This window comes from Carnobacterium alterfunditum DSM 5972 (genome assembly GCF_000744115.1).
Classification (GTDB): Bacteria; Bacillota; Bacilli; order Lactobacillales; family Carnobacteriaceae; genus Carnobacterium_B; species Carnobacterium_B alterfunditum.
Map to the genome: position 1 here is coordinate 108,329 of NZ_JQLG01000004.1, position 17,463 is coordinate 125,791.

Below are 17,463 nucleotides of genomic sequence, written 5' to 3' on the forward strand. Positions count from 1 at the left end.
AATCTCCTTCCTAATTCAAGTAAGAACTACTGCTCTGTACGGCTCTATTTGGAAGAAGACCTTGTGTGATCCGCTCACAATCGGCAGCACATTTATTTCCCATTTCTTCAAGACATTCCATCGTGTAAGCCGAAGTATGCGGAGTGATGATAACGCTGTCAAAATCAAGGTAAGAATGATCTGCACGACCGGGTTCAACTTCCAGTACATCGGTCGCAAATCCAGCAACTTTACCTATTTCTAATGCATGGATCAACGCGTCTTCTTCGATCAATGCTCCTCTAGCCGTATTAGATAAGTAGACATTATCTTTCATTTTAGTAAACTCTTCCGTAGAGAGCATATGGTAGTTATCGTCTGTTAGACTTGCACATATACAGATCACATCTGCTCTTTCTAAAAGCTCATCTAGTGCTACTTTTCTTGCACCAAATGCTTCAATTTCCACTTTTTCTTTATTGGGATCGTATGCCAGCACTTCGCAACGGAAACCATAATGAAGGATCTCAGCAACGCGGCTGCCAATATTTCCGATTCCGATAACACCTACTGTTTTCCCACCAAGAGCATGACCGACAAATTGAGCTCGTTCTTCCCATTTGTCTTGCACGACGCTCTGATAAGCTAAGCTGGTTTTTCTCATGACATTCAATAAATTGGTCACATTGTTTTCGGCAACTGCATCCCGTTCGATCAAAGCCGGTACGATCGATACGATCGTGTTGTGTTGCTTAGCTGCCACTAGATCGACATTGTTAAAACCGATGCCATGTCTTGTGATCAATTTTAATTCATCTTTATGATCAAAGAACGTTTGTGTGAAAAAAGGTGTCACGCTGGCAATGATCATATTGAATCCTTTTAATTCTTCGGCTAACGTTTTTCCATCGATAGCACTATCAAAAGTAAATTTTTGCACCTCTCCTATTTGTTGCAAACGTTTTAAATGGTCTGGAAAAATTTTTCCAAAACTACTTGAATTGACGATTGCGATTTTGTTGTGTCCACTCATTTTTAGCGTTCCCCATTTCTCGTAACCTTATGACCGCCGAATTGATTGCGCATAGTTGCTACAACTTTTGCCGAAAAGCTATCATCGATTTTCGATACGTTACGAGCGAATAATGAACTTGCAATAACCGGAACAGGGATATTTAAATCGAGCGCCTCAACGACTGTCCATTTTCCTTCGCCACTGACATCTACGACACCTTTGATATCGTCCAATTTAGGATCACTCTTGAAACTTTCTTCGGTCAGTTCCATCAGCCATGAGCGGATAACCGATCCATGATTCCAAACGGAAGCTACTTTTTCGAAATCGTAATCGTATCTACCAGCATTTAAGATATCGAATCCTTCACCAACAGCTTGCATCATGCCGTATTCGATGCCATTGTGAACCATTTTCAAGTAATGTCCGCTACCGGATTCTCCTGTATAAAGATAACCTTGATCACAAGCTAGTGCAGCAAAAACTGCTTCTGTTTCTTCGAAAACGTCAGCATCTCCGCCAACCATCAGACAAGCTCCAGTTTGAGCCCCTTCCATTCCACCTGATGTACCGCAATCTAGAAAACCGATTCCTTTTTCTTTAGCTAGTTCATAATTTTTCACACTATTCTTGAAATACGAATTTCCTCCGTCTATCAAAATGTCACCTGGGTGCAATTGATTGCTAAGTGTTTCCACTAATGCATTGGTAATTTCTCCTGCAGGTGTACTTAAAAAGATGATTTTTTTTTCTTCTAAGCTTTCTAAAAATTCTTCTTGTGAGTTGGCAATTGCTAAATGACTTTCAGAAGCTTTTTGGCGTGCTGGGATCGAAACATCGTAACCCACAACAGCGATATTACTTTCTTGTAAATTCAAAGCTAAATTCAAACCCATTTTTCCTAAACCTATAATACCTACTTTCAAGTCTTCTCCTCCTCTTTGCTCTTCTCTTTCATAACCCAATTATAACAAATATTTTTTATTTGTAAAGGGCTTTCATAAAAAATATTTTTTACTCAAAAAATGTAGTATACTATTATTAAAGAGGAGTTGAACTTATATGTCCTATAATTATTTAGAAAAATTACTACGACCTTATATGAAAGGTTTTAACGATACTGAGAACATCATCGCCGACCATTTCATTAAACTCGGCAATGAAGTAGTCAATAAAACGCTTTCTAATTTAGCAGATGACACCGGACTTTCTGAAGCTACTATTTTCAAATTTGTTAAAAAAATCGGTTTTGACGGCTTCCCTAATTTCAAAATTTCGGTGGCTTCCAATTTTCGAACGATGGAAGAACGAAAAAACGAGTTAGCGGTCTTTTCTGACATCAGTAAAGAAGATTCTTCGTACACGATCGCCCAAAAGTTGGTTTATTCAAATAAACTCGCACTTGATAACTTAGGTGAATCACTTGATGAAAAGAAAATCAATCAAGCATTAGATTTAATGTATGATTCAAAAACCCTACACTTTTTTGGCCAAGGGGCTTCCTCCGTGATCGCATTAGACAGCTACCACAAATTTTTGCGCACAGGGGTCTACTGCAATTACATTTCTGATTACCATATGCAACTGAGCTACGCTACAAAGCTTGGCCCAAATGATTGTGTCTTTTTATTTTCCCACTCTGGAGAGACGATCGAAACGATTGAAGTGGCGAAAATTTTGTGCGCCAATCATGTCAAAATTATTGTCTTGACCGGTAACCACTACACGGATTTAGTGAAACTTTCGACTGTCGCGTTTATTGTCGATTCAGAAGAATCCGTTTTCCAATCAGAGACACTCACCTCACGAATTCTTTATATGACGATCATTGATATTCTTTATGTGGCCTTGATGTATCATGATGAAGCCAAAAATAAAGAGTCACTAGAGAAGATCCGCAAAGCACTAGTTATTACCAAAAAAAGAAGGCCATTGCGATGACCATTAAAGCAATCGTATGCGATATGGACGGGACGCTGCTTACTTCTGATCATACTATAGCCCCTAAAACGTTCAGTAAATTGATGGAGCTGCAAACTAAAGGCGTCCAATTGATTCTGGCCAGCGGGCGTAGCTATATCCGCTTGTTGCCTGATGCTTTAAAATTGCAGATGGATAAAAATGCTGGCTTGATGATCGATGTCAACGGTACGTCTATCTATCACGTCGAAACCGCTAAACGCGACCGGATCGGGCTATTAGAAGGATCTTTCATTACTGAACTCAATCAGTTCTTCTCGCTCTTTACAGTGGAATTGCAATACAGTCAAGATGATACGATCTTTACTTATTTACCCGATGAGATTTACACCATTAAACAAAATATCCGCGGGGAAATGCGTCTGCCAGATGATTACCCTTGGATGGGCGGGATGTATGGCTGGTTATGCGACACTCGTGACGGTTACCCTAATCAACATATGATTCGCAGTTTGGCAAATACGCCAACTTCTTGCAATAAGATATCCGTCGTCCAAGAGCCTGCTTATATGTCCTTTGTTCGTGACACATTAAAAAATCATCCGATCTACGAGCAATATGAATACGTTTTCTCAGACGAACGTAAGATGGAGATCACGAATAAAGCTATCACCAAAGGAAATGCTTTGGATCGCATTATGGCAAAACAAAACATCCAGCATGATGAAATGGTCGTGTTTGGCGATAGTGAAAACGACATCTCGATGTTCAAAAATAAAAAATATTCGGTTGCTATGGGGAATGCACTTGCCTCCGCAAAGCAACAAGCTAATTACACCACCGATAGTCATAACCATGAAGGGGTCTATCATATGTTGGTTCGTTTAGAAGATCAAGGACTCTTCGAATGAGAAGATAAAAAGTGATACACTTATTTCTTAGTATTAGTGCAATAAAATAAAATTCCTTCTGGAATGGACGGGTTTGCTTGTGGAGAGCCATGAGAGCGCCTGAAGCCTCTCGTCTTACAGGCTTTCAAGCCTCAAACAGAGCATAATCGCTAAGGCTCTAACGCTCTGTAATTCGCATTGAATCTTTGACACGGCTACAAGCAACCCCTATTCCTCCAGAAATTTGGTGTCATCAATTTATCTAACATAAGAATAAAAAGTTGTATAATTTTTGGTTCTACGTCAAATGGTGTGGATATTTAAAAATAAAATTTCTTCTGGAATGGATGGGTTTGCTTGTGGAAAGCCATGAGAGCGCCTGAAGCCTTTGGTGTTATAGGCTTTCAAGCCTCAAACAGAGCGTAATCGCTAGGCTCTAACGCTCTGTAATTCGCATTGAATCTTCGACACGGCTACAAGCAACCCCTATTCCGACAGAAATTTGGTGTCATCAATACTATAAAATCGTTATAAATAAATAACCTGATAACTGCCATTACTAAATAGGTAGTTATCAGGTTATTCTTTTTTTATAAGTATCACTCATCTAGCCATTGGCATTATAAATAGGACTATTACCGAAGAAAATGCGTTAAATTTCATTATGAAATGAAAAAACATCTAGCATGATGAAATACCTTAATAAATCAATTCCACATCCATAGATATGATTATTAAAATTTATAGATACTTCTTCCTGTTTGCGTACTCTAATAAAGAGGAGGCGAAGATTATGATAGTAGTCAAAAATCGAAATAAATCGAGTTACTTGTGTGCTATAGAAGCTTTGGATAAACGAATGGTACTGCCTGATGAAGAAGCTCTTCATTTATTGAATATGCAAAAAGGATTTAAAGGAGAGGTCTTATTTGATTCGCTGTTGGAAGAATTTTTAGACGTGGACGCATTGATCCTGAATGACTTGATGTTCACAGAAAAAGGAAGTACGTTTCAAGTCGATTCATTGATTCTGACCGGAGAAAAAGTTTTATTGTTTGAGGTAAAAAATTATGAAGGGAATTTTCAATTCAAAGCGCATCATCTCTTGACATCTTCCGGCAAAGAAATCGGTAACCCATTAAATCAATTGGATGATACTTCTATCAAGATGCGGCAACTTTTGAGCAAATGGAATGTCAATCTGACGTTTGATCCTACACTCATTTTTGTGAATCCTGCTTTCACGCTGTACAATGCGCCAGCTGGCAGTCCAATCATTTTTCCTACACAAATCAAGGAACACTTTTCCCGAATGAATCGGAATGTCTTACCACTATCGAAAAGGCATCACCATTTTGCGGATAAAATGATAGCAGAAAATCAGGAAGAAGCGGCTTTTCAACGGAAGTTACCGAGTTACACTTACGATCTACTCAAAAAGGGTCTATGGTGTATCGAATGTGACTCTCCCGATTTATCAAATACTCAACGGACTTGTTCTTGCAAAGCTTGCGGATCTAAAGCAACTATCGAAGATACGGTTTCGCGTCAAATAAAGGATTTCAAACTACTGTTTCCTGATTCTAAAGTAACTACCGCTGCTATGTTTGACTGGTTAGGTTCCACTATTTCAATGGAAAGAATCAGGAAGATATTATTAAAAAATCACAAAACTTGCGGAGCCACGTATGGTTCCTATTATGAATAAAAAAAATCTTTTTAAGTTATAGATACTCGTCTGGTGACGAGTATCACCCGATCAATTCCTTTCTATTAACTTTTTTTATTATCATCGCTTAGATTCGGTCGATTCAATTGCGATTCAGCTTTGAGTTACCCGAACTGCGGCTAGTTGCTGCAACTCAAATGAAAAGTGACTAATGAGTTACTCGAACTGAAGCTAGTTGCTGCAACTCAAATAAAAAACGACTAGTGAGTTACTCGAACTGAAGCTAGTTGCCGCAACTCAAATGAAAAGAGCCTTTGAGCTACTCGAACTGAAGCTAGTTACTGCTACTCAAATGAAAAGTGACTAATGAGTTGCACGAACTGAGGCTAGTTACCACTACTCAAATGAAAAGCGACCAATGAGTTGCTCGAACTGAGGCTAGTTGCTGCAACTCAAATGAAAAGCGACCAATGAGTTACTCGAACTGAAGCTAGTTGCTGCTACTCAAATGAAAAGTGACTAATGAGTTGCACGAACTGAGGCTAGTTACTGCTACTCAAATGAAAAACGACTAGTGAGTTACTCGAACCACGGCTAGTTACCGCAACTCAAATGAAAAGCGACCAATGAGTTACTCGAACTGAGGCTAGTTACCACTACTCAAATGAAAAACGCCTAATGAATTACTCGAACTGAGGCTAGTTGCCTCTACTCAATCGGAAAGTGACTAATGAGTTACTCGAACTGAAGCTAGTTACTCTTTCCCAAATAAAATACGCTAAGAAAAGAAAGAGAGCCTCAAGAATGAAGATTCTTGAGGCTTTCTTAGTTTATTAATGAAGTTCTTTCACTGGTACATCCAACCGCTCTTTCAATAATTCGAACCACAACTTATAGCCTTCTCCATTTGGATGGACTTCGTCAGACAGAACATCTCCAATCAATAAATGACGTTCTTCCATTCTAGTTTGCATTAATTGATAAATATCAATAAACGGCCACTGCTGCTCTTTAACATATTCAGCAATTTCATTATTGTATTGGTCATAGGTAACTCGACTGCCCGTTAAATATACATCATTATAAATAGTAGGATTTGCAGTTTGCAAAACAACCAATGTATCTGGCAGCTCCGTTTTGAACGTGTCCATGATCCAGTGGATGTCTGCTTTTGTTTGGTCAATATCCCTTTGCGGATAGCGGTTATTGTTGATCAAACACAATTCAAAAATAATAATATCCGGATCGTCTTTAATGACTGACCTAATTTTATGCCTTGAAATCAGATTTGCTGTACTATAGCCGCTGTAACCATGATTGATTACTTTAGCGTTTATCCCAGCCATCTTGTCAAGATCCGTTTCCAGTAAATTACCCCACACGGATTGTGCTTCAGTCGCACCTTTTCCATAGGTTACACTGCTGCCTAGAACAACGATAGTTACTTCACCATCGCGTTCCGTTACAAATTTTGAACGCTCCACTAAACTTTCATGTTTAAAAGTATCCGATAATTTATAGGTTTCATTCATCTGAGCCAAGGTTCTATTTTCTTTAGTAAACTTGAAGAAGAAAATAAAAACCGCTACCAACACTATGACTATCCCAATTTTCAAATTAGCTCGTTTCATTTAAACGACTCCTCCAACTATTAGTTAATGCAGTATACCATGATTTACTATCCTAAAATAAGGCAACTTTCCGACTATTTTGACGGCTGATTTTAAAAAAAATCATCCTGGTTTAATGCGTGGTTCAAACTGCTGTTTCAAGAAAAATTTTATCAACCTCATTCTTTAACTCAACGTCTATAAGTATTTGCAAGCTTTTTATTTCCTTAGTCACAGTATCTCTTTTTTTTATCTATTACAAATTTATTTTAGTTGTACTCGAGCAGTTTGATAGATCCATGCCGTCACTTCTTCTACGGTCATCTGTTCCAATTGACTCTTAACTTTCTGCATATACTCTTTAAATTGCATATCCTGTTCTCCTCCTATTTGTAAGGTCGGTTTTATCCACTTCTATTTTGTCACATGGGTCGTATTTTGATGTTTAAAGACATTAAAAGCAGCTATTGTATTTATCGGGATAGAAAAAAAACGCTCATTACATCAATTGTAATGAACGCTCTTTTGAATTGCTAAAATGTTTGTCTTTATAACTTTTTAGTTTTGGCAGAGTAGTTAAATCGATTACACGAAATTTTTAGAAGGATAAAAGGTGCTTGTATCCATGTAAAAAAACTGAAAGGAAGTACTGTAGTCACTAATGCCCAAGTGTAACAGGTTTGTAAACTGTTAAAACAACCCTAAGAATTTAGCCTTTTTCACTTTTTGAGGTGTCTTAGTAAAAATAGGTTCACCATTTACCAAGTCTTTAGTGACTTGATGGTATTCTGCAACTTTTTCTGGACCAAATTCTTTTTCCAATTTTTGATAAGCTTCTTTCATATGAAAAGAACGTGAACCAATATTGTGTGCATCCGAAGCAATAAAATGTACTAAGTTGGATTCGATTAATTGCTTACTGACTTTTTGGATTTCTTTACCGAACCCTCCAGTATAACTGGCGGCAGTTAGTTGCACCAAAACTCCTTTTTCAACAAAAGACATCAATAGGTCCGGATCTTTCAATACTGCATGATTGCGTTCTGGATGAACGATGATCGGTGTGATACCTTCTCTTTGCATCTCAAAAAATAACTTTTCAGCATATTGAGGAATCATCGGTGTCGGAAACTCAATCAAAACATACTGATTTCCTTCATCAATAAATTGAATTTTATTTTCTTCAACATCCTCAAAAAATTCTCCATTGATGCGAACTTCTTGTCCAGGAAAAATTGTTAAGGGAATATCTCTAGCATCTAATTCCTCTTGCACTTCTTCGACTAAGCTTAAAATATCTTGTTTTTCGTTATCCCAATGTCCGTTTTTATAATGGGGAGAGGCTAAAATATGGGTGATTCCTTCAGCCACAGCTTTACGCGCCATGTCCATAGAATCTTCTAAATCTTTTGCCCCGTCATCGATTCCAGGTAAAATATGACAATGTAAATCAATCATGTGATTTTCTCCTTCAGTTTTGCCCACTTAAATTATAGTTCATTATAAAACAAAGTTTAAAAAAAAGCTAGATGTTCAAACTTAAAAGCACTTGGCCTTTTTCTGGCACTACATTCTTTTAAATGCACAGGTGAATGGTTTTTTTGTCTTACTCATCCGTGAAAACACACTTCATGAACAAGTGCATATCCTTTTAAATCACACTTATCCGTGCAAACATACTTCATGAACAAGTGCACCTTTTTTTGAATCCCACTCATCTGTGCAAGCACACTTCATGAACAAGTGTAGCCGGTTTATAAACAAACCCGTACATTCCAGAAGAAATTTATTATTAACACTCAAAAAAAACCTCATCTTTATACGATCAAGCCGTACAAACATGAGGTTAGTTACTTATTACAAATTAAGTAATGACTAGATACAGTACTGCAGCGATGACTCCGCCTACCATTGGTGCTGCTACTGGGATCCATGAGTAAGCCCAATCTGAAGCTCCTTTGTTCGGGATCGGTAAGAATTGATGTGCTAGACGCGGACCTAAGTCACGTGCCGGGTTGATCGCATAGCCTGTTGCTCCTCCTAGTGAAAGACCAATTGACAGAACTAATATCCCTACTACTAATGGATTTAGTCCATCAGCAAATATATTTTTCCCAAACATCATAAGTGCAAATACTAGCACAAAAGTACCAATTATTTCTGATATTATATTGCTGACAGTGTGACGGATAGCTGGACCTGTTGCAAATATTCCAAGGATACTAGCTTCGTCTTTTGTTTCTTTGAAGTGGGGTAAGTAAGTTAACCAAACTAAACCGGCTCCCACAAAAGCTCCGGCGGTTTGAGCAAGAATGAATGGAATAACTAATGCCCACTCAAAATTACCAATAATGGCCATAGCAAGCGTTACAGCTGGGTTTATGTGAGCTGGTCCCATCGATCCAGCAACATATACACCAATCGTTACCGCTGCACCCCATCCAAGAGCGATAGCAACCCAGCCAGCTCCTTCAGCTTTACTCTTTTTCAAGCTAACGGCCGCAACAACTCCGTCCCCAAGTAAAACCAAGATCATCGTTCCTAAAAATTCACTAAAAATCTGTAATGTATCCCCTGTCATTTTTTCCCATCTCCTTTTAAGTTTTTTAGATCAGACTCTGCAACGGCTGTTTCTAATCCTTTCCGATAGTTTATTTTTGCTTCTTCTGTCCAGCCATAGTAGCGAGCCATTTCTGTGATCACCGGTTCTATAATGCTATCCAATGTGTCACGCATGAACAACATATGGTTTGTGCGACGGATCAAGAAGTCACTTGGTGTAAGCGCCATCTCTTCTTTCATAGCATAGCATAAGCTTACACTATCTGCTAGAGTTAAGCCTTCTATTTGTTGGATCTCATCCAGTAAAGCAAGCACCTTAGGCGTGTTTGAACCATACAGGTTAGCAAGATACAATGCTTCTGATTCGTTCAGTCCTTTTTCGATCCCCATTTGAGCTAATTTTCCAGTTTCTGCTTCGACTTCTTGTGGGTCGATTTCTCCACCAGATACGGGGTATTTAGCAGAATCAATCAATTCATAAGACAGATTGAAGTTGTTTTGTAAGATTTCAATAACGGCTTTCATTGCCCCGAGTGCCATTTTGCGGTAGTCAGTTATCTTGCCCCCAGCTACTGTGATCAAACCGTCTGGATCGATGTCTAACGCACTGCCACGTGAAATGGCTGACGGGTTAGCTTCTGATTCAGAGTTGTCTTTTTCGATATTTTTCAAGGCCTCTTCGACGGTGTAGCGATCGACGTTCCCTTTTTGATATTGTTTGATCGTATTGATTACCTTATCAAAGCTTTCATCTGAGATGGGTTGATTTTTTGCGCCATTGTAGTCCAAACCGCCGTTTGCAGAAATCAATGGACGCAATCCGGCCCAGCTGGCTTCGATATCGTCGATCGTGATCTTAGCTGACGGGTAACGATTGTTGACGATTTCTAGTAGATAATCCACATCTTCTTGTTCAACCGTTGGGTTTGCAAAATCGCCTGTGTAGTCTGTATCCGTTGTACCAAAGTAGGTTTTTTCTTCACGCGGGATCACGAATACCATCCGGCCATCGTTTTTACCTGTGTCAAAATAAGTGGGCTGCGGTACAGATAATCTTTTGTTGTCTACGACTAGATGGACGCCTTTTGTCGGGCGCATTTGAGGTGCAGCGTCTACTTTAGTATCCATTTGGCGGATCGTATCTGACCATGGGCCCGTTGTGTTCAAGACAACGCGGGCTTTGATGTCAAATGTTTCCCCTGTCAACAAGTCTTCTACCGTTGCTCCACTAACTTTATCATCTGCATCGTGTAAGATACCCACCACTTTCATCTGACTGACCATATGTCCGCCGTCCGTAGCAGCGCGTTTGATATTTTCGATCACTAAGCGAGCATCGTTATTGCGGTAGTCTAGGTAGACACCAGCACCTAATAAACCATCGCTTCTCAGTTGCGGTTCACGTTTTAGAACTTCCTCTTTGGTCAACGTATAGTTCGCATATTTTGTGCCGGTAACGTCTGCTAAGCGGTCATACAAATCCATCGCTATTTTTAAAGAGAACATCGAGAAGGTTGAACCCGGTTCGTCATAGATCGGCAAGATCATTGGGTCGGCTTTTGGAATGTGCGGTGCGATACCTTGTACGACAGCGCGCTCTTGAACCGTATCGGCTACAACTTCAACGTCAAAGTTTTTCAAATAGCGTAAACCGCCGTGGACCAACTTAGTCGAGCGAGAAGAGGTTCCTTCTGCAAAGTCCTGCATCTCGACAAGTCCTGTCTTAAGACCAGAAGCGCTGGCTTGCAATGCTGTCCCAGCGCCTGTGATCCCTCCACCGATGATAAAAACGTCTAATGTGCCTTCTTTTAAGGCTTTGATGTCTTGCTGTCTTCGTTCGATTGAAAAGGCCATGATACTTCTCCTCCTTTTATGCTTCTGGTTTAAAGACTTGCGTAGCTTTGACGGCTAGTTTCCAGTTTTTATATAATTTTTCGCGTTCAGCATCTGGCATTTGCGGTTCAAAGATACCACCTTCTTCGTACATGCCTTTGATCTCATCCATACTTTCCCAGAACCCAACGGCTAAACCAGCTAAGTAAGCTGCTCCTAAAGCTGTCGTTTCCAAGTTGTGGGCCCGTTGGACTTTAGTACCTAAGATGTCCGCTTGGAATTGCAATAACCAGTCGTTATTAGCAGCTCCGCCATCGACTTTCAATAATGGAATCTCAATACTAGAGTCTTTGTTCATCGTATCAATAACATCGCGTGTTTGGTAAGCAATAGACTGCAAAGTTGCTTTGACAAAATCTTCTTTTGTTGTTCCACGGTTCAAACCAAAGACAGCTCCTCGTGCGTCTGAATCCCAGTAAGGTGCACCTAGTCCAGTAAAGGCTGGCACCACAAAGACTTCATTGTCGTTTTTAGACACTTCAGCGAGTGCTTGTGAATCAGCTGAATTCTCGATCATTTTCAATCCGTCACGCAACCATTGGATCGAAGACCCAGCCACAAAGATACTTCCTTCTAAAGCGTAGTAAATTTTGCCATTGATGCCGTAACCGATCGTAGTCAATAAATTGTTATTTGACAATCGTGGTTTTTCGCCGGTATTCATCACGATAAATGAACCTGTTCCGTAAGTATTTTTCACCATGCCTGGTTCGAAAGCCATTTGGCCGAATAAAGCGGCTTGTTGGTCTCCTGCCATTCCTGAGATAGGTGTGTTGGCACCGTAGAAATGGTAGTTAGTTGTGTGACCGTAAACTTCTGAGTTGGATTTGACTTCTGGCATCATGATGCGTGGAATATTTAATAAGTCTAAGATTTCTTGATCCCATTCCAAGTTATGGATGTTGAACAACATCGTCCGGCTGGCGTTTGAATAATCGGTAACGAATGAATCGCCACCAGTCAATTTCCATACCAACCATGTGTCCACCGTTCCAAACAGCAACTCGCCTTTTTCAGCACGTTCTTGAGTGCCTTCTACGTGGTCCAGGATCCAACGAATTTTTGTAGCTGAGAAATAAGAATCAATGATCAAGCCGGTTTTTTCATGGATCATTTTTGAATGTCCCGCTTCATGCAGTTCAGTTGCAATCGGTGCCGATTGACGTGATTGCCAAACGATTGCATTGTAAATCGGACTTCCTGTTTTTTTGTCCCAGATGATCGTTGTTTCCCGTTGGTTCGTGATACCGATCGCGGCGATTTCTTCAGGTTTGACACCGGATTCGATAAATGATCCAGCAATCACGGATTGGACTGAATTCCAAATTTCATTCGGGTTGTGTTCTACCCAACCACTTTGTGGGAAAATTTGCGTGAATTCTTTTTGCGAACTGCCAATCGTGTTTGTTGCCTTATCGTAAATAATCGCTCTTGAACTAGTCGTTCCTTGATCGATTGCCATGATGTATTTTTTCTCTGTCATGTGTTATTTCCTCCTTGTTTTGCAAACGTTTTCTCTACCTGTTTATTGTAACCGTTTTTATCAAATTAAACATGTCATCTTTTTTAGATTTTTAAAATTTTTTGAGAGTTTTTTCCTATTTGATAAATTTTAGATCGAAAATCTATCAAATAAGTTGCCTGATACATGTATTAGTACAACGATGTGAAATTTCTTCTGGAATGGACAGGCTTGCTTGTAGAGAGCCGTGAGATCGCCTTAAGCCTAAAAGTCATAGTCTTAAGGCTTTCAAGCTTCAAACAACGTTTACACGCTAAAGCGTTAAAACGGTGTAATTCACATTGAATCTTCTACACGGCTACAAGCAACCCCTATTCCTCCAGAAATCCCAGGTTACTGATTAGATAAGTCTATCTACATTAACATTATAAATAAAAAAACAAGCTGCAGTAAAATCACTGAGCTTGTTCTATGAATGGAGTTCTTGAATGATCGTCTGGATATTCTTCATGTCAAAGGATGATAAAATCTCAGAGAAGACATAAACTTTGGCGTCACCGTATGGGTCTTTTTTAAGTGCTGGTTCATTAGTAAGAATAAGATCATACACTTTACCAGGCCGATAAGCTTCTACCTTTATACCGTTAATATGGCGCATATTCAGTATCAATAACTGATTCAACGTTTCTGTATAAATTCTTTCCATTTTTAAATCGATCCCGATCTGCACAATCGTCGTCATCTTGAAAGAAACCATCGCCAACAGACTGATGTATTTCAACAGACTTATCTCCACTGAGCCAGGTTCTTCTAAACTCGGCATCCCAAATTTACTAGTACTGATGTCAACTAAGGTATGGGCAAATGAGACCAAGTTCCGGCCAATAAACGGTTTTTCTTTAGCCAGCATTTCTTCATAGGCATAAACTTCCATTTCACCTTGGAAGAAATACAATTTTGTATGGATATGAGACAAGTGATAGTGCATGTCGCGTTCCAACATATACGGCAATTTACGGAACTTGTAATGGATAATAATGGTCTCCACAATATAAGTATCCAGCGTCGCAATCGGTGCTCGGCGATCTCGTTCCAATGTATACTCATGAAAAGCTTGTTCAGTCAATATCGGAAAAGCCATTAAAAAGGCAAAGTGTAACATAGCCTCTTCCTCATCGACTTCAATCGAGTAGCGGCTAAAATAGCGTAAGACCATGATGCGTATTTTTTGGTACAGCGGATCTTCTAAGTAAGGCTGCATCTGTTCGCGCAAATAGACGTATTGCTTTTCTTTACTGGTGACGCGGCTTTTACTGATCAGCATCCAAGTATTGAGCTGTTGCCTATTTTCGGATTCGATCGTGACTTGCAGAAAACTTTCCACCGCTTGTCCTACTTGAGTGATCTGCTTACCAGAATCAGAAACAACGAGAGCTTCTTTGTTTTCGATATGGCTGAAAAATTGAAAGTAAAAATGTCGGATATGCAATTCTTCGCCGTGCAACTGCCCATTGCGGATCTTGATGCCAAACTCTTTCAAGTAATAGTTCAATTCTTTGATCTTACGAAATAAGGAAGAATCGCTGATCGCCAATTCTTGAGTCAGCTGCGTGATTGAAAATTCTTGATGCTTAAACAAAAAACGGATCAAGTTCACTTTGATTGACTGGTCCAAATAAAGCTGATAGATATGCTGCAACGAATAGTCATCGCTCATGGTCAAGGAAATAGACTGTCCATCATAAGTGACATGTACTTGATCGGTAAGAGGTTTGATCCGGAAAGAAATGGATTCCAAGTCCTTCTCGAGTGAAGCCTTAGCGATACTCAAATAGTCCAGCATATCGGTATAAGAGATTTCTCCGCCGTTCAGCACCAATTGTTTAAAAATCGTGACTTCTCTGATATCGTTTTTCTCAAGGAAGTGTTCAATTTTCATTGCCGTCATCCCTCACTTCTAGCCAAGAAACAAAATTAGTGGCTGAGATCATTTGTGAAAAAGATGGATGAAAAAAATACTCTTTTTGCTGCAAATCTTCCAAAGTCTGCTTGGTTTGAATGACCAACGCCAATGTATTGATCTTTTCCAAGATATTTGACGTGGAAATCAGTTGTGCTCCAAGCAAAACGTGGCTGGCTGCATCGTAGATCCATTTGATTGTTACCGTATCAGCATCCGGCAGACTAGTTAGGCTCACTTTTTGACAATAAGCTTTAACCGTTTGACCCGAAAATACACTTTCAGCTTCGGTCATGCCGGTACTGGCAACGTAGTAACCAAACAGGAAAGTCCCAATCGTTTGTAAGGAGCCCTTGAAAGCTGTTTCTGGTTGGATCAGATTAGCCGCCGCTACGATTCCTGTCCGGACAGCATTGTTCACCAGTGGGATATACTCCGTTTTGTCACCATCTCCATAGGACAATTGGATACAATCCCCAACTGCAAAGACATCTTCTACCGACGTCCGCATATAGCAATCAACCGCAATTGTTTGGTCCAAGTGTAGTTGGATATGTTCATCTAAATAGGACAAGTTGGGTCTCACATTCACACCTAAGATAGCAGCATCACTCGTAACCGATTTGTTGCCAAATCGAACTGTTACCGCTTGTTCGCCTTCAGACTCAATAGCAGAAACCGTTTGATTCAAGCGTAAATCGGTCCCCATTTCAATCATTCTCTCCTGAACTGGCAGAATCATTTCTTTATCAAAATATTTAAATAAAATATAGTCCATGCTCTCAATCAACGTGACTTTTTTATGCTGCTTACTTAACAAATAAGCCGCTTCCACCCCGACTGGACCAGCTCCAATAATCGTAATACTTTGACTCGTTTCCATCTTAGCCAAAGCAGCAACTGCTTCAGGATATCGTTTGTACTTCAAGATGCTTTCCCCATCACTGCCGCTGATTTTTTGCGACAACTGGCTCGAACCTGTTGCGATGATCATCTTGTCATAAGTAAGCCTCAATTCTCGCCCATGGTAGAGATACGTAATAGTTTTATTAACCGTATTCATTTTTTCAACAGAAGCTTCCAAAAAACACTGGATGTTCTGCCTTTCCAATTGCTCCTTCGTGATAAAGTAAGCTGCATCTAAATCAACAATGCTATTTTCCCAATACAAATGTAGCCCATTCGGAATATATCCTAACGTAGCTTGTTTTTCCAGCAAGATAATTTCTGCATCCTCATATCTTTTTCGCACTTCTAAAGCCGCTGCTACCCCAGCATAAGAAGCTCCTATAATCACTACTTTCATACCTTTACACCTCGTCAATGTGTTTTCAATTAGTATAACATAGAGTGGAAACCTTTCGTATAACCAGAAGCTAATTCGATAAATGGGGGTAGTGCAACAAAATAATAACTTATTATGGAATAGACGAGTTTACTTGTGGAGCCATTAGATTTTACAAATTAAAGAAATGATACAGTCCTAATAGATAGCCCCAATATTTCCAAAATTCTAGATTAGCCACGTACTCCATATCTTCTCCAGCTTCATCCCACGGAATAAATTCACCGTCCACTAACTGATACGCAGCTACATAGGTCAAATCATAGCCATACTCACGATTTGTCCGTTCATAAATCAGTTTTGTCCGCAGCATATGATAATCAGAAGACACAATGATAGCTGAATCAAATCCATTTTCTTCCATCATTCCCAATGTGTTCACTGCATTTTCGTAGGTGCTTGTTGCTTCCGTTTCAGGAATGATCTGCTCTTCTGCGACGTCAAATTCTAAATAAATTTGTTCATTAGCCTTATCTATTGGCGATACAATTATTTTTTCTGATTCACTATATCCTTCGTGTAACAACTCCGAAGCTCGATAGGCTCTCACATATTCCTGCCCTTCTGGAACAATGATCACATCAGACCGAATAGGTTCCTCATCAACAATGAGATTATTGATAATAAGCGAATAACTAACGCCAATAACCAAGCACACAAACAGAATAACGCCTATAAAAATAAACACCCTTCTTTTTATCATTCAGTTCTCCTCGCAGATAGATTAGTCTAAATTGAACCTCATATTAAGCCAACAGATCAAATCTAGCAACTGATTTGATCTTTCTAACACACTAATTTTATCTTCGCAGCATTCCTTGTGAGTTCCCAAATTTTTTTCATCTGAGTTTCTTTTATGAACATAACTACACCTCTTCCGTTTGTTCTCAACCAAAGTATATACTTGTTGTCGATTTTCTATTACTGTACGCTGAACTGTCTGTCATTAACAAATGATAATGTCCCCTGATCATGTTATATGAAACCAAAGAGTAATTTATTATCCTGGTGTCATTATTAAAACGTTTGTTCTCTAATTCAGTTTAGTACTCACAAATATGTAAAATATCCCTTGCTATAAAAATAAGAATTTATAGCGAGGGATATTTATAGGCCGTTTTATTTTATTCTTACTTTAGTTAGTATGCTGAACAAAAT

The 17,463-nt window shown here is 39.4% G+C and carries 13 protein-coding genes; 3 read left to right on the forward strand and 10 right to left on the reverse strand.

What is annotated here, in order from left to right; genetic code table 11:
* Nucleotides 1-10: 10 nt before the first annotated feature.
* Both BR50_RS01135 and gnd read right to left on the reverse strand, forming a co-directional pair.
* Nucleotides 11-1,012: a D-isomer specific 2-hydroxyacid dehydrogenase family protein gene (locus BR50_RS01135; protein WP_034545325.1), complete on the reverse strand. Its 1,002-nt coding sequence runs from the start codon at nt 1,010-1,012 to the stop codon at nt 11-13.
* Nucleotides 1,013-1,014: 2 nt separating this feature from the next.
* The gene (gene gnd, locus BR50_RS01140; RefSeq protein WP_034545328.1) at nt 1,015-1,920 is read right to left on the reverse strand and encodes a phosphogluconate dehydrogenase (NAD(+)-dependent, decarboxylating); all 906 of its coding nucleotides are present in this window, start codon (nt 1,918-1,920) and stop codon (nt 1,015-1,017) included.
* 136 nt (nt 1,921-2,056) lie between these two features.
* Between gnd and BR50_RS01145 the strand changes: the two genes are divergently transcribed.
* The 3 genes from BR50_RS01145 to BR50_RS01155 all read left to right on the forward strand — a co-directional run bounded on the left by BR50_RS01145 (nt 2,057) and on the right by BR50_RS01155 (nt 5,512).
* On the forward strand, nt 2,057-2,935 hold the full coding sequence (locus BR50_RS01145; RefSeq protein ID WP_034545331.1) for a MurR/RpiR family transcriptional regulator: 879 nt from the start codon (nt 2,057-2,059) through the stop codon (nt 2,933-2,935).
* A 23-nt stretch (nt 2,936-2,958) separates the two neighbouring features.
* Entirely contained in the window at nt 2,959-3,825 is an 867-nt protein-coding gene (locus BR50_RS01150) for a Cof-type HAD-IIB family hydrolase (RefSeq protein ID WP_211249818.1), read from the forward strand.
* A 772-nt stretch (nt 3,826-4,597) separates the two neighbouring features.
* On the forward strand, nt 4,598-5,512 hold the full coding sequence (locus BR50_RS01155) for a nuclease-related domain-containing protein (RefSeq protein WP_034545336.1): 915 nt from the start codon (nt 4,598-4,600) through the stop codon (nt 5,510-5,512).
* Nucleotides 5,513-6,306: 794 nt separating this feature from the next.
* Here BR50_RS01155 and BR50_RS01160 read toward each other — a convergent pair.
* From BR50_RS01160 to BR50_RS01195, 8 genes are all read right to left on the reverse strand, one after another.
* On the reverse strand, nt 6,307-7,104 hold the full coding sequence (locus tag BR50_RS01160) for an SGNH/GDSL hydrolase family protein (protein WP_034545339.1): 798 nt from the start codon (nt 7,102-7,104) through the stop codon (nt 6,307-6,309).
* Between the two features lie 669 nt (nt 7,105-7,773).
* A complete protein-coding gene (locus BR50_RS01165; protein WP_034545341.1) occupies nt 7,774-8,541 on the reverse strand; it encodes a tyrosine-protein phosphatase in 768 nt (255 codons plus the stop codon).
* A gap of 406 nt (nt 8,542-8,947) precedes the next feature.
* Complete coding sequence (locus BR50_RS01170) at nt 8,948-9,664, reverse strand: MIP/aquaporin family protein (RefSeq protein ID WP_034545344.1); 717 nt, start codon at nt 9,662-9,664, stop codon at nt 8,948-8,950.
* Entirely contained in the window at nt 9,661-11,499 is a 1,839-nt protein-coding gene (gene glpO, locus BR50_RS01175) for a type 1 glycerol-3-phosphate oxidase (RefSeq protein WP_034545346.1), read from the reverse strand. The genes BR50_RS01170 and glpO overlap by 4 nt, the downstream gene beginning before the upstream one ends.
* A 16-nt stretch (nt 11,500-11,515) precedes the next feature.
* The gene (glpK, locus tag BR50_RS01180; RefSeq protein WP_034545348.1) at nt 11,516-13,021 is read right to left on the reverse strand and encodes a glycerol kinase GlpK; all 1,506 of its coding nucleotides are present in this window, start codon (nt 13,019-13,021) and stop codon (nt 11,516-11,518) included.
* A gap of 448 nt (nt 13,022-13,469) precedes the next feature.
* Complete coding sequence (locus tag BR50_RS01185; protein WP_245792801.1) at nt 13,470-14,948, reverse strand: AcpB/EbpR/MafR family transcriptional regulator; 1,479 nt, start codon at nt 14,946-14,948, stop codon at nt 13,470-13,472.
* Nucleotides 14,929-16,266 (reverse strand): FAD-dependent oxidoreductase, encoded by a 1,338-nt coding sequence (locus BR50_RS01190; protein ID WP_034545354.1) that lies wholly within the window; start codon nt 16,264-16,266, stop codon nt 14,929-14,931. The genes BR50_RS01185 and BR50_RS01190 overlap by 20 nt, the downstream gene beginning before the upstream one ends.
* Before the next feature lie 151 nt (nt 16,267-16,417).
* On the reverse strand, nt 16,418-17,008 hold the full coding sequence (locus BR50_RS01195) for a YdcF family protein (protein WP_051905699.1): 591 nt from the start codon (nt 17,006-17,008) through the stop codon (nt 16,418-16,420).
* Nucleotides 17,009-17,463 lie beyond the last annotated feature (455 nt).

What these genes read in the sequence shown, in the direction of transcription:
- BR50_RS01135 (WP_034545325.1), bottom strand. Translation starts at nt 1,012, where the DNA reads ATGAGTGGACACAACAAAATCGCAATCGTCAATTCAAGTAGTTTTGGA.
- BR50_RS01145 (WP_034545331.1), top strand. Translation starts at nt 2,057, where the DNA reads ATGTCCTATAATTATTTAGAAAAATTACTACGACCTTATATGAAAGGT.
- BR50_RS01150 (WP_211249818.1), top strand. Translation starts at nt 2,959, where the DNA reads ATGGACGGGACGCTGCTTACTTCTGATCATACTATAGCCCCTAAAACG.
- BR50_RS01155 (WP_034545336.1), top strand. Translation starts at nt 4,598, where the DNA reads ATGATAGTAGTCAAAAATCGAAATAAATCGAGTTACTTGTGTGCTATA.
- BR50_RS01160 (WP_034545339.1), bottom strand. Translation starts at nt 7,104, where the DNA reads ATGAAACGAGCTAATTTGAAAATTGGGATAGTCATAGTGTTGGTAGCG.
- BR50_RS01165 (WP_034545341.1), bottom strand. Translation starts at nt 8,541, where the DNA reads ATGATTGATTTACATTGTCATATTTTACCTGGAATCGATGACGGGGCA.
- BR50_RS01170 (WP_034545344.1), bottom strand. Translation starts at nt 9,664, where the DNA reads ATGACAGGGGATACATTACAGATTTTTAGTGAATTTTTAGGAACGATG.
- glpO (WP_034545346.1), bottom strand. Translation starts at nt 11,499, where the DNA reads ATGGCCTTTTCAATCGAACGAAGACAGCAAGACATCAAAGCCTTAAAA.
- glpK (WP_034545348.1), bottom strand. Translation starts at nt 13,021, where the DNA reads ATGACAGAGAAAAAATACATCATGGCAATCGATCAAGGAACGACTAGT.
- BR50_RS01185 (WP_245792801.1), bottom strand. Translation starts at nt 14,948, where the DNA reads ATGACGGCAATGAAAATTGAACACTTCCTTGAGAAAAACGATATCAGA.
- BR50_RS01190 (WP_034545354.1), bottom strand. Translation starts at nt 16,266, where the DNA reads ATGAAAGTAGTGATTATAGGAGCTTCTTATGCTGGGGTAGCAGCGGCT.
- BR50_RS01195 (WP_051905699.1), bottom strand. Translation starts at nt 17,008, where the DNA reads ATGATAAAAAGAAGGGTGTTTATTTTTATAGGCGTTATTCTGTTTGTG.